At 63.1% G+C, this 12,664-nt stretch carries 12 protein-coding genes; 9 read left to right on the forward strand and 3 right to left on the reverse strand.

Translation table 11 applies throughout. From position 1 onward, the window contains the following. The first annotated feature begins 3 nt into the window (after window positions 1–3). The gene (locus tag JV241A_RS05785; protein ID WP_038999146.1) at window positions 4–279 is read left to right on the forward strand and encodes a DUF1145 domain-containing protein; all 276 of its coding nucleotides are present in this window, start codon (window positions 4–6) and stop codon (window positions 277–279) included. After that, on the forward strand, window positions 272–1,030 hold the full coding sequence (locus tag JV241A_RS05790) for a collagen-like protein (protein ID WP_134061549.1): 759 nt from the start codon (window positions 272–274) through the stop codon (window positions 1,028–1,030). Before JV241A_RS05785 ends, JV241A_RS05790 begins: the two co-directional genes overlap by 8 nt. 70 nt (window positions 1,031–1,100) lie before the next feature. On the opposite strand, the gene JV241A_RS05795 is transcribed toward JV241A_RS05790, so the two are convergent. Then, window positions 1,101–1,559: a CopD family protein gene (locus JV241A_RS05795; protein ID WP_115085652.1), complete on the reverse strand. Its 459-nt coding sequence runs from the start codon at window positions 1,557–1,559 to the stop codon at window positions 1,101–1,103. A gap of 97 nt (window positions 1,560–1,656) precedes the next feature. Between JV241A_RS05795 and dinG the strand changes: the two genes are divergently transcribed. The 5 genes from dinG (at window position 1,657) to pdxH (ending at window position 9,139) form a co-directional block, all read left to right on the forward strand. After that, on the forward strand, window positions 1,657–3,801 hold the full coding sequence (gene dinG / locus JV241A_RS05800; protein WP_115085653.1) for an ATP-dependent DNA helicase DinG: 2,145 nt from the start codon (window positions 1,657–1,659) through the stop codon (window positions 3,799–3,801). 79 nt (window positions 3,802–3,880) lie between these two features. Next, on the forward strand, window positions 3,881–6,139 hold the full coding sequence (locus tag JV241A_RS05805) for a beta-galactosidase (protein ID WP_134061550.1): 2,259 nt from the start codon (window positions 3,881–3,883) through the stop codon (window positions 6,137–6,139). A gap of 108 nt (window positions 6,140–6,247) precedes the next feature. Next, window positions 6,248–7,393 (forward strand): serine hydrolase domain-containing protein, encoded by a 1,146-nt coding sequence (locus JV241A_RS05810; RefSeq protein ID WP_134061551.1) that lies wholly within the window; start codon window positions 6,248–6,250, stop codon window positions 7,391–7,393. Window positions 7,394–7,492: 99 nt separating this feature from the next. Next, window positions 7,493–8,473: an OmpA family protein gene (locus JV241A_RS05815; RefSeq protein ID WP_115085656.1), complete on the forward strand. Its 981-nt coding sequence runs from the start codon at window positions 7,493–7,495 to the stop codon at window positions 8,471–8,473. A gap of 18 nt (window positions 8,474–8,491) precedes the next feature. Continuing rightward, entirely contained in the window at window positions 8,492–9,139 is a 648-nt protein-coding gene (gene pdxH, locus JV241A_RS05820) for a pyridoxamine 5'-phosphate oxidase (RefSeq protein ID WP_115085657.1), read from the forward strand. Here the strand turns inward: pdxH and JV241A_RS05825 are convergent. Continuing rightward, a complete protein-coding gene (locus JV241A_RS05825; protein ID WP_038999159.1) occupies window positions 9,136–9,372 on the reverse strand; it encodes a hypothetical protein in 237 nt (78 codons plus the stop codon). The genes pdxH and JV241A_RS05825 overlap by 4 nt on opposite strands. A 147-nt stretch (window positions 9,373–9,519) precedes the next feature. On the opposite strand from JV241A_RS05825, the gene JV241A_RS05830 reads away from it, so the two are divergent. Further along, window positions 9,520–9,984, forward strand: coding sequence for a glycine zipper 2TM domain-containing protein (locus JV241A_RS05830; protein ID WP_010221079.1), 465 nt, complete (start codon window positions 9,520–9,522; stop codon window positions 9,982–9,984). 66 nt (window positions 9,985–10,050) lie between these two features. On the opposite strand, the gene nhaA is transcribed toward JV241A_RS05830, so the two are convergent. Further along, window positions 10,051–11,232 carry a Na+/H+ antiporter NhaA gene (nhaA, locus tag JV241A_RS05835; RefSeq protein WP_115085658.1) on the reverse strand — a complete coding sequence of 394 codons (1,182 nt, stop codon included), beginning with the start codon at window positions 11,230–11,232 and terminating at the stop codon, window positions 10,051–10,053. Between the two features lie 223 nt (window positions 11,233–11,455). Between nhaA and JV241A_RS05840 the strand changes: the two genes are divergently transcribed. Continuing rightward, window positions 11,456–12,550: a PLP-dependent cysteine synthase family protein gene (locus tag JV241A_RS05840; protein WP_115085659.1), complete on the forward strand. Its 1,095-nt coding sequence runs from the start codon at window positions 11,456–11,458 to the stop codon at window positions 12,548–12,550. Window positions 12,551–12,664 lie beyond the last annotated feature (114 nt).

Raw genomic sequence — 12,664 nt, forward strand, 5'->3', positions numbered from 1 at the left:
CCTATGCAAGGCTTACTGGGGTTGGCCAAGGCCCTTACCGTGGTGTTCTGGTGGGTGGTACTGGTGAATCTGCTGATCCCGCTGGAGCACCCCTTCCACCTGCTGATCAATGCCGCCGGTGCTGCCCTGCTTGGCCTGCACCTGCTGGAAGTGTTGATGTTCAATGGTTGCTTGCGCGAGCGCAGCCACCGTTGGTTCGATCGCTTGCAGATCCTGCTGGTCGGTATTTTTCATGTTCTTTCAATTCCGGCACCCCGCAAGGAAGCTGCTCATGCGTAAATTGATCATTCTGGCCGCGTTGTTCAGCCCCCTGGCCCTGGCCGATGCCATCAGCGTGGCCGCCCACTCGGTGCTGCGCTTGCCAAACAAGTCCAGCGTCGTGCACTTGCAGCGCCTGGACGTTGCTGATTCCGCCACCCTGTTGTTGCCCGCCAGCCTGGTCGATCTCAAGGTCGATGAGTTGCACCTGGGCCAAGAGGCGCGGATTGCCATCGTGCCGGCAGAGACCACCCTGCAGATCGAAGTGAGCCGGGCCAGTTTGGGCGAGGGCAGCCAGATTGTCGCCCATGGTGCGCCGGGTACGTATGAAAAGGCGGCAAAGGCCGGACGCAACCTGGAGTTGCAGTTGCATGAGCTGCAGGCGTCGACTTTGGCAATTGATGCCCGTGGCGGAGCCGGTGCTCCGGGGTACGTCGGCCTCGATGGCGCCAACGGCAAGCCCGGTGGCTGTACCTGGGGCCAGGCCAGCCGCGGGGCTAATGGCGACAACGGTGGCAATGGCCATGATGGCGCGCCTGGTGGCCGGGTACGGCTGGCGCTACCGGCAGGTTTCCCCGCCGAGCGCATAGTGGTGCAGCTAGAGGGTGGTGCGCCAGGCGTCGCAGGGGCAGCGGGCAAGCCGGGTGCTGGTGGCGCGAGCAAGGGTTGTCTGGTTTACAGCACGGCGGGCGGCGCTGCGGGTAAGCCTGGGGCAGCGGGTCAGCCGGGCTCGGTCGGGGCGGCAGGGGAGTTGATTTTGCAGCGCCTGTAAAAAATACGCCGACCCTGTGGGAGCCGGCCTTGCCGGCGATGGGCTGCGTAGCAGCCCCCCGGCCTTCAATTCACCACAACACCCCACCCGACAGCACCACCGCAATCCCCAGCATCAGGTTGATCCCGACCATCCGCCGAATCTTCGCCATTGCCGCCGCGCCCGCAGGCCAGTCTTCGGCCTGCACCGCCTTGCGCAACTCCGGGTACAGCAACGACTGGATACGAAAGAACAGGGCGAACATCGCGATGCCGCCGCCGATCATCACCTGGACATGGCGCGGTGTCGTTTCGAAGCTGGCAAAACGCGTGTTGATCATGAGCATTCCGCTGATCGCCAACAGCGCAATTGCCATCCACACCCACACGAAAAAACGCTGAAACACTTCCACCCAAAGGCGCAGACGAGCGGGACCGTCCAGGGCTGCAACCGCCGCCGGGCGCAGGACCAGCCAGGCGAAGAACATCCCGCCTACCCACACCAGGGCGGCCAGAACATGCAGGCTATAAGACAGGGCAAAGACGGGCATCGGGATCTCCATTCGGCGCAAAGGGCAATAGCGGGGTATGATAGCGACCCAATCGAAACACTGAAAATTTATCCAGCCCTTCGGGCGCCCCGAAACCATGATCAGCAACGAACTCAAAACCACGATTCAGGGCGCCTATTCGCGTTTTCTCGAAGCCAAGAGCCTCAAGCCCCGCTATGGCCAGCGCCTGATGATTGCCGAAGTGGCCAAGGTGCTTGGCGATATCGACTGCGACGACGAAGGTCGGCGCGTCGGTGAGCCGGCCGTGGTCGCAGTCGAGGCCGGTACCGGTACCGGCAAGACGGTTGCCTACAGCCTGGCCTCGATCCCGGCGGCCAAGGCGGCCGGCAAGCGCCTGGTGATCGCCACCGCCACGGTTGCCCTGCAGGAGCAGATCGTCTTCAAGGACCTGCCCGACCTGATGCGCAACAGTGGCCTGAACTTCAGCTTCGCCCTGGCCAAGGGTCGGGGCCGCTACCTGTGCCTGTCGAAACTCGACGTGCTGTTGCAGGAAGGCCAGGCACAATCGGCTACCGCTCAGCTGTTCGAAGAAGAAGGCTTCAGGATCGAGGTCGATGAGGCCAGCCAGAAGCTGTTCACCAGCATGATCGAGAAACTTGCCGGCAACCGCTGGGATGGCGACCGGGACAGCTGGCCCCAGGCCCTGGAAGACCAGGACTGGGCGCGCCTGACCACCGACCACAGCCAGTGCACCGGGCGCCATTGTCCGAACTTCGGCCAATGCACCTTCTACAAGGCCCGTGAAGGCATGGGCAAGGTCGACGTGATCGTTACCAACCATGACATGGTCCTGGCCGACCTGGCCCTGGGTGGTGGCGCCGTGCTGCCGGACCCGCGCGACACCATTTATGTGTTCGACGAAGGCCACCACCTGCCCGACAAGGCCATCGGCCACTTCGCCCATTACACCCGGCTGCGCTCGACCGCCGACTGGCTCGAGCAGACCGCCAAGAACCTGACCAAACTACTCGCCCAGCACCCGCTGCCGGGTGACCTGGGCAAGCTGATCGAGCAGGTGCCGGAACTGGCTCGGGAGATCAAGGCCCAGCAGCAGTTCATGTTCAGCGCCTGTGAACAGGTCGCCGATTTCCGCCCAGGCGAAGACACGGAAGGCCGCGAGCGGCCCCGCCATCGCTTCGAAGGCGGCGTGGTGCCCGAGCACATGCGGGAGATGGGCATCGAGCTGAAGAAGGGCTTCTCGCGACTGAACGACTTGTTCACCCGTCTGACCGAGCTGCTCAAGGAAGGCATGGATGGCGAGGTCAACATCGGTATTGCCAGCCATCAGGCCGAAGAATGGTACCCGCTGTTCGGCAGCCTGTTGATGCGCGCCCAGGGCAACTGGGAGCTGTGGACCGCTTTCACTGCCGAAGACCCGGAAGACAGCCCGCCCATGGCCCGCTGGCTGACCCTGGCCGAAAGCGGCGCCTTGTTCGATATCGAGGTCAATGCCAGCCCGATCCTCGCCGCCGAAATGCTCCGGCGCAACTTGTGGAACGTCGCCCACGGCGCCCTGGTGACTTCGGCCACCCTGACTGCGCTGGGCAAGTTCGATCGCTTCCGCATGCGTGCCGGGCTACCAAAAACTGCGGTCACCAGCGTCGTGCCGAGCCCGTTCCATCACGTCGATGCCGGTGTGTTGCGAGTGCCGGACCTGCGCGCAGACCCGCGTGATGCCGCCGCCCACACGGCGGCGATCATCCGCGACCTGCCGGAGCTGGTGGAAGGTTCGCGCGGTTCGCTGGTGCTGTTTTCCTCGCGCAAGCAGATGCAGGACGTGTTCGACGGCCTGGATCGCGACTGGCGCAAGCAGGTGTTCATCCAGGGCAACCTGTCCAAGCAGGAAACCCTCAACAAGCACAAGGCGCGGGTCGATGGCGGTGATTCCAGCGTGCTGTTCGGCCTGGCCAGTTTCGCCGAAGGCGTCGACCTGCCGGGTGCCTATTGCGAGCACGTGGTAATTGCCAAGATCCCATTCGCCGTGCCGGATGATCCGGTCGAGGCCGCCCTGGCCGAATGGATCGAGGCCCGAGGCGGCAATCCGTTCATGGAGATTGCCGTGCCGGATGCCTCGCTGCGGCTGATCCAGGCCTGCGGGCGCCTGCTGCGCACCGAAGAGGATCGCGGCACCATCACCCTGCTTGATCGGCGCGTGGTCACCCAGCGCTACGGCAAGGCTATTCTCAATGCGTTGCCACCGTTTCGCAGAGAAATTTCCTGAAACCCGGAGCGCAATGCTCCGGGCGTTGTCTATCACTCAGTTCAAGGCCCCATGGGCCCTCAAGGAGAGCTCCAGCCCTATGATTCGCCGTACCTTGCCTGCCGTATTCGCACTGTTGTTCAGCACGCCGCTGCTGGCCGGGCAACAGACGCTGTTCAGCTTCGTTCGCCCGGCCGCCGTGGTCAATGTGGTGACCGAAGATGCCAGCCTGCCGCAGTACAACGCAGAGCAGACGGCCGAGGGCGAGGTGCTGCGCCGGGTGGTGTTCAACCCGGTGCAGCAGCCAAAACTACGCCTGAGCCCGCAAGCCGGGGCCTGGGACTGGTCCAGCGCCACGGCCCTGACCCTGCGCCTGCAAAGCGCCATGGACTGGGCGCTGACCGTCGATGTGACGGTGCAAAGCAGCGACGGCAAGACCCTCACCAGCCGCATCGACCTGCCGGCGGGCCCGGCGCAAACCGTTTACGTGCCGCTCAAGGCCAGTTCGCCGTTAAGCCAGGGCATGCGTGCCGGGCCGCCGATGCCGTGGGTGCATGAAGGCCAGCGGGTGCTGCTGACCAGCAGTGCCGGCGAGGTTGATCTCAAGCAGGTGGTGTCGGTGACCTTGTCGATGAACAAACCCAACGTCGCCCAGAGTATCCTCATCGAGCGCGTCGGCACCCAGGATGACGACCAACTGCAGAAGGCCGTGTACACCGGTTTGATCGACGGCTATGGCCAGTCCACCCGCGGCCGCTGGCCGGAAAAGATCGTCAGCGACGATCAGCTCAAGGCCGCTGCCAGCCGTGAACAGCAGCAGCTCAAGGGCTGGCTGGGCGAGCGCAGCAAGCTCAAGCTGGACAAGTTCGGCGGCATCAGCGATGGCCCGGCGTTCGAGGCCAAGGGCTTCTTTCGCACTGAAAAACGCGATGGCCGCTGGTACCTGGTGACCCCGGAAGGGCACCCGTTCTATTCCCTGGGCGTCAACACCGTGGCCGCCGACGGTGGCCGCACCTATGTGGCCGGGCGCGAAACCATGTTCAGTGCGCTACCTCAAGCCGGCGAAGCGCTGGCGCAGTTCTACGGTGAAGGCAACAACAACGACGGCAATGGCTCGGCCCGTGGCCGCAACTTCAACCAGGGGCGCTGGTTCGACTTTTATGCCGCCAATATCGAGCGCAGCCATGGCACGCCGTGCACGCCGATCGCGGCCAGCGAAAAGGCTCCGGCGGTCGAGTGCCCGGCAGCCAGCTTCGACAAGCAACGCTGGCAGGGTCATAGCCTCGACCGCCTGCAGGCCTGGGGCTTCAATACCCTGGGCAACTGGAGCGAGCCGTCGCTGGGCCAGGCCAGCCGCATGCCCTATACCTTGCCGCTGTCGATCGTCGGCGATTACACCAGCATCAGCACCGGCATGGACTGGTGGGGCGGCATGCCCGACCCGTTCGACCCGCGCTTTGCCATGGCCACCGAGCGTGCGGTGGCGATTGCCGCCCGCGACCACCGCGACGATCCCTGGCTGATCGGTTACTTTGCCGACAACGAACTGGCCTGGGCTGCCCCCGGTGATGACCCCAAAGCGCGCTACGCCCTGGCTTACGGCACCTTGCGCCTGACCACCGACGTGCCGGCCAAGCGTGCCTTCCTCAAGCAATTGCGCGACAAGTACCGCAACCAGGCTGGCCTGTCCAAGGCCTGGGGCATCGACCTGCCAGCCTGGGAGCTGATGGAAGACCCGGGTTTCGAGCCGCCGCTGCCAAGCCCGGAACACCCAGAGATCGAAGCCGACTTCAAGTACTTCCAGAAGGTCTTCGCCGAAACCTATTTCAAGACCATTGCCGACTCACTGAAATGGCATGCGCCCAACCACCTGCTGCTGGGTGGCCGTTATGCCGTGAGTACTCCGGAAGCAGTCGCCGCCTGTGCCGAGTACTGCGACGTCATCAGCTTTAACTTCTACACGCCCAAGCCTCAGGACGGTTACGACTTCAACCAGCTCAAGGCGCTGGACAAACCGGTGCTGGTCTCCGAGTTCCAGTTCGGCTCCCGTGACCGTGGCCCGTTCTGGCCGGGGCCGATGGAAGTGGCCAAGGAAGAGGGCAGGGCGCCGGCCTATGCCAGCTTCGTCAAGGCGGCGCTGGATGAGCCGTCGATTGTCGGCGTGCACTGGTTCCAGTACCTCGATCAGCCGGCCAGCGGGCGTCTGATCGATGGCGAGAACGGCCACTTCGGCCTGGTCGGTATTACCGATGTGCCATTCCAGGGCTTTGTCGACGGTGTGCGCAAGAGCAACCTGCAGACTCAGGAACAGTTCGGCAAAACGCTTAGTGTCACAGAAAAAGCGCCCACGACCCCCTGACCCCAGCCGCCTGGCATGGACCGCCCGGCTTCTGTCTGTTCCCAAATCGTGCGCAGGCTGAAACAATGCACGCCATTTTGAGAAGCCGGTTTCGCGGGGAGTTGCTGGGTGCAGATTCAGGGTCATTACGAGCTAAAGTTCGAAGCGGTGCGTGAAGCCTTTGCGGCGCTGTTCGACGATCCTCAGGAGCGTGGCGCGGCATTGTGCATCCAGGTCGGCGGCGAAACCGTCATCGACCTCTGGGCCGGCAGCGCCGATAAAGACGGGGCCGAGGCCTGGCACAGCGACACCATTGCCAACCTGTTTTCCTGCACCAAGATGTTCACCGCCGTGACCGCCCTGCAACTGGTGGGCGAGGGCAAGTTGGCCCTGGATGTGCCGGTGGCGCGCTACTGGCCGGAATTCGCCCAGGCCGACAAACAGTCGGTTACCCTGCGCCAGTTGCTCAGCCATCGCGCCGGTGTCCCGGCCTTGCGCGAGATGATGCCGGCCGAAGCCCTCTACGACTGGCAAACCATGGTCCAGGCGCTGGCTGGCGAATCGCCCTGGTGGACGCCGGGTACCGCCCACGGTTACGCCGCCATCACCTTTGGCTGGCTGATCGGCGAGTTGATCCGCCGTGCCGATGGCCGTGAACCTGGCGAGTCGATCGTTGCACGCACGGCCAGGCCGCTGGGCCTGGACTTTCATATAGGCCTGGCCGAAGCAGAGTTCCACCGCGTCGCGCATATCGCCCGCGGCAAAGGCAACATGGGTGACGAGGCGGCTAAGCGCCTGCTGCAGGTGACCCTGCGCGAGCCACAGGCCTTGTCGACCCGCGCCTTCACCAACCCGCCAGGGATGCTCACCAGTGTCAACAAACCGGAGTGGCGGCGCATGCAGCAACCGGCGGCCAATGGCCACGGCAACGCCCGCAGCCTCGCCGGTTTCTATGCCGGCCTGCTCGATGGCAGCCTGCTGGAGTCGGAACTGCTGGATGAGCTGACCCGGGAACACAGCTTCGGTCAGGATCAGACCTTGCTGACCCAGACTCGTTTTGGTCTGGGCTGCATGCTCGACCAGCCAAGCGTTGCCAACGCTACCTTTGGTCTGGGCGCGCGCGCCTTCGGTCATCCGGGGGCGGGCGGCTCGGTAGGTTTTGCCGATCCGGAACATGATGTTTCCTTTGGCTTTGTTACCAATACCCTGGGCCCTTATGTGCTCATGGATCCCCGGGCGCAGAAGCTGGTACGGGTATTGGCCCGCTGCCTTTGATCGGTTAACCCCGATGCTGCCTGAACCCTTTGACTATTCTGAATTCCAAAGCCCTGCATTGCTGGGCCAAATTTCTTTCATTTTCATGGTGTATCGCTGATGTCTTCGCATAAATCCTTAGCTCTCGCCCTGTGCCTGGCCGTCACCGGCTGCGCGCAGCATCCTCAGAAGGACGGGGCCGCTGATGCCGGCTTCAACTGGTGGCCGTTTGGCTCGGACCAGGTCGTCGACAAGGAAGTTAAGGAAGTGGTAACCGAAAAAGTCGCCAAGGCCGACGCCAAGTCGGAAAGCGCCAGCCGCTGGTGGTGGCCGTTTGGCGAGGGTGACAAGGGCAAGGTCGCTGCCGTGCCGAAAATCGACCACAAAGCCACCCAGGCCTGGCTGGACAGCTATGAGCCGAAGCTGCGCGAAGCCATCAAGGACAGCAAGTTCGAAGTCGAGCGCCGTGAAGACGTGCTGGTAGTTACCGTACCGGTAGACAGCTCCTACAACCCGGATCGTCCGGCCATGCTTCTGCCGGTCACCCTCGGCCCGATCACCCGTGTGGCCAAGGCCGTCGAGACCGACAAGCAGACCGCGGTACTGGTGCTTGGCCATGCCGACACCAGTGGTGTCGCCGCAGCCAACACCAAGCTCAGCCAGGAGCGCGCCCAGTCGGTAGCCGCCATCTTCCGCCTCAGCGGCCTGGAGCGCGATCGCCTGATGCTGCGCGGCATGGGCTCGGAAATGCCGCGTGCAGCCAACGACAGCCTTGAAGGCCGTTCGCTGAACCGCCGCGTCGAACTGGTGCTGACGCCGCAAAACACCATGGTCGCCTTGCTGGCCAAATACAAGCAGCCAACCCCGAGCCCGGCCGAACTGGTTGCCGTGCAGGATGCCAAGGCTCCGGCCAAGGCCGCAGCGAAACCGGCTGCCAAGCCTGCGGCCAAGGCCCCGGCGAAAAAGGCCACTGCAGCCAAGAAGGCCGCACCGGCCAAGGCTGCTGCCAAGAAGCCTGCGGCCAAGCCCGCAGCGAAAAAGGCTGCGGCACCGGCGGCGAAAAAAGTTGCTGCCAACACCAGCCCTGCGAAGACCAACTGATCGTCAAGGAACGCAGTAATGACCCAGTCCCTGGCCGATATGCGCCGCGATTATACCCGTGACGGCCTGACTGAAGCCCAGGCCCCGGAGCAACCGTTCGGGTTGTTTCGTCAATGGTTCAATGATGCCCTGAAAACCGAGCAGCCACCGGTGGAAGCCAATGCCATGACCCTGGCCACGGTGGACGCCGACGGCCGTCCGCATTGCCGCATCGTCCTGCTCAAGGGCTTGGACGAGCAGGGCTTCACCTTCTTCACCAACTACGAAAGCGCCAAAGGCCAGCAATTGCTGGCCAACCCCTTCGCGGCCATGACCTTCTTCTGGCCGGCACTGGAACGCCAGGTACGTATCGAAGGCAAGGTGGTCAAGGTCACCTCGCAGGAATCGGACGAGTATTACCAGGTGCGCCCGCTGGGCAGCCGCCTGGGGGCCTGGGCTTCGCCACAAAGCCAGGTGATCGCCGATCGCGCGGAGCTCGAAGGGCTGGTCAAGTCCACCCAGCAGCGCTTCAGCGAAAGTCAGCCACACTGCCCGGAGCACTGGGGCGGCTATCGCCTGCTGCCCGAGCGCATCGAGTTCTGGCAGGGCCGCGCCAGCCGCCTGCACGATCGTCTCAACTACCGCTTGCAGCAGGGCAACTGGCTGCGTGAGCGCCTCGCGCCTTAATCGGCCTGGTAACCGGCGGCCTCGCGTTCCAGCCAGGCCGCCAGTTCACTGCGTTTGACCTTTTGCGCCTTGGCGCTGTCCAGACGTTGTAGCATGAAGGCCTTCTTGCCTTCGTCCTGGCCGGCCAGCGACAAGGCCAGGTCACGGTCCATCCAGCGCTTGATGCGAACGTAGATCCACCAGTGGAAGTACAGGCCTGCCACGGTGGTGATGACGACGATGAAGTAATCCATGTCTATCCTTGCGCTAGAAGTTTCTACAGGCTGCCCCGATAGCACAGGCTGTACGGAAGCTGAATGGAAGCAATTTTACCCCGCATGTGTCGTGACAGTCGTCAATGCGCGGAGTCTAATGAGCATCTGTCTTACGGAGATCATCCAATGCGTAAATCTGTTCTGCTGGTGGCAAGCTTCACCACAATGTCGCTGCTGCTTGGTGGTTGTGCCTCGAGCCTGACCGGCGATTCGTACTCCCGTGATGAAGCGCGTCGTGTGCAGACCGTGCGCATGGGCACCATCGAGTCGCTGCGTCCGGTGAAAATCGAAGGTACCAAAACCCCGATCGGCGGTGGCGCTGGTGCAATCGTCGGTGGCGTCGCCGGTAGCGCGGTGGGTGGTGGTCGCGGCAGTATCGTTGCCGCCGTGATCGGTGCCGTGGCCGGTGGCCTGGCAGGCTCCGCGGCTGAAGAAGGCCTGACCCGCACCCAGGGCGTGGAAATCACCGTGCGTGAAGACGACGGCAGCATGCGTGCCTACGTGCAGGCAGTGCAGCAGAACGAGATTTTCCGCGTAGGCGAGCGTGTGCGGATCATGACGGTCGACGGCACCAGCCGCGTCACTCACTGAGTTTTGCCCCCCCATTAAAAACCCCGACTCGGCAATGCCGGTCGGGGTTTTTTATTGCCTTGAGGCTCAGGCCGTGACGGGCTTGCGACTCGACAGCGCGGTGATGCCATAGCCAATCAGCGCGGCGAGGATGGAGCCGGTAAGAATACCCATGCGGTCCATGCCGGCGTACTCGCTGCTGCCCGGTACGAAGGCCAGGGAGCCGACGAACAGGCTCATGGTAAAGCCGATGCCGCAGAGAATTGCCACCCCCAGTACCTGGCCCCAGTTGGCACCCGCGGGCAAGGCGGCCATGCCGGCCTTGATCATCACCCAGGCGAAGCCGAACACCCCGAGGGTTTTACCCAGCAGCAGGCCCACGGCGATGCCCATCGGCACGTGATGGGTGAAGCTTTCGAGGCTGACGCCGGACAGCGACACACCGGCGTTGGCAAAGGCGAACAACGGCAGGATGCCATACGCGACCCAGGGGTGCAGGGCATGCTCCAGGCTCAGCAGCGGCGAGGGCTCGGCGTTTTTCGTCCGCAGCGGGATGCACAGTGCCAGGGTGACCCCGGCCAGCGTGGCGTGCACGCCACTCTTGAGTACGCAGACCCAGAGAATCAGGCCAACCACCATGTACGGACCAAGCTTGACCACGCCCATGCGGTTCATCGCGATCAGCACCAGCAGGCAGGCTGCCGCCAGGCCAAGCGAGAGACTCGACAGCGTGCCGGAGTAGAACAGGGCAATGACGATGATCGCACCCAGGTCGTCGATGATCGCCAGGGTCATCAAAAACAGCTTGAGCGAAACCGGTACGCGTTTGCCCAGCAGGGCCAGCACGCCGAGGGCGAAGGCGATGTCGGTGGCCATGGGGATGGCCCAACCCGCAACGGCGGCCGGGTTGTCCTTGTTGAGGAACCAGTAGATCAGCGCCGGCACCACCATGCCGCCGATGGCGGCAGCACCGGGCAGGACGATTTGCGAGGGCTTGGACAAGTGCCCGTCGACCACTTCGCGCTTGACCTCAAGGCCGATCAGCAGGAAGAACAGGGCCATCAGCCCGTCGTTGATCCACAAAAGCAAGGGTTTGGCGATTTTCAGCGCGCCAATCTGGGCGACCACGGGAACATCCAGCAGGCCGTTGTACAGGTACGACAGCGGCGAGTTGTTGATGATCAGGGCCAGGGCAGCTGCAGCAATCAGTAATAGACCGCTGGCAGCTTCCAACTGAAAGAAACGTGTGAAAGTGCTACGCAGGGGCAAGGGCGCTCTCCATCCTGAAGGTTCTGATAGGGGCACACCCTACCCTGTGGTGATATTCTTTAAAACAAAAACTATATTCTTTTTTGTTATAAGCTGTAACCAACTCACGCCCTGCAGCCTAGCAGTTGTAGTCGATAATTCACCGTGGCTGTATCTGTAGGAATTATCAGAATTTTCCTAACATGTTCTGCAGAACTTCGACCTTTTTGCCCGAGAATCGACCATGAACGATCACCGCCAGTGGGCTCGTGAAGCCATCCGTATTATCGAAGCGGACTTCCAGCGTAGCGCCGACACTCACCTGATCCCGCTGCCGCTGCCAGGCTTTCCCGAGGTCGAGCTGTATTTCAAGGATGAGTCGAGCCACCCCACCGGCAGTCTCAAGCACCGGCTGGCGCGGTCGTTGTTTCTTTATGCCCTGTGTAATGGCTGGTTGCGCCCGGGCGCGCCAGTGATCGAGGCGTCCAGTGGCTCGACAGCCATCTCCGAAGCTTACTTTGCGCGCTTGCTCGGGCTGCCTTTCATTGCCGTGGTACCTGCCAGCACATCGCAGGAGAAGATCGCCCAGATTGCCTTCTACGGTGGCCAGAGCCATCTGGTGCAGGACCCGACGCAGATCTACGCAGAGTCCGAGCGTCTGGCCCGGGAAAGTGGCGGGCACTTCATGGACCAGTTCACCTATGCCGAACGCGCTACCGATTGGCGGGCGAACAACAACATCGCCGAGTCGATCTTTGCCCAGATGCGCTTCGAGCAGTTCCCGGAGCCGAGCTGGCTGATTTCCAGCCCGGGCACGGGCGGTACCACCGCTACGTTAGGCCGCTATGTGCGCTATCGCCAGCACGTCACTCGGGTGCTGTGCGCCGATGCCGAGCGCTCGGTGTTTTTCGACTGCTACAAGACGGGTGACCGTTCCCTGCGCCTGGACTGCGGTTCGCGCATTGAAGGCATCGGCCGGCCACGAGTGGAGGCTTCGTTCCTGCCGCAGGTGATCGATGCCATGGTCAAGGTGCCGGACGCCCTGTCCCTGGCGGCCATGCATTACCTGGCCCAGCGCCTGGGACGGCGTGTTGGCGGTTCCAGCGGCACCAACCTGATTGGCGCCCTGGCAGCGGCGCAGCAAATGCGCGCGGCGGGGGAGGCCGGGTCGATCGTGGCAATACTGTGTGATGGCGGCGATCGCTATGCGACCACGTACTATGACCAGGACTGGTTGAGCGGGCAGGGGTATCAGCTGGAGGGGATGATTGCGGCGGTGGCTGCTTGTGTCGAGCGCGGTGAGGCGTTGCCGGCGTCGGTATTGCGCGAGGGTGTTTGAAGGCGGGCTGCCTTGCAGCCCATCGCCGGCAACGCCGGCTCCCACAAATCAGGCCCTTGTGGGAGCCGGCGTTGCCGGCGATTACTGTGTTGCGGTATGAATCAGGCCTGCAGA

This window comes from Pseudomonas sp. JV241A (assembly GCF_900275665.1).
Classification (GTDB): Bacteria; Pseudomonadota; Gammaproteobacteria; order Pseudomonadales; family Pseudomonadaceae; genus Aquipseudomonas; species Aquipseudomonas wadenswilerensis.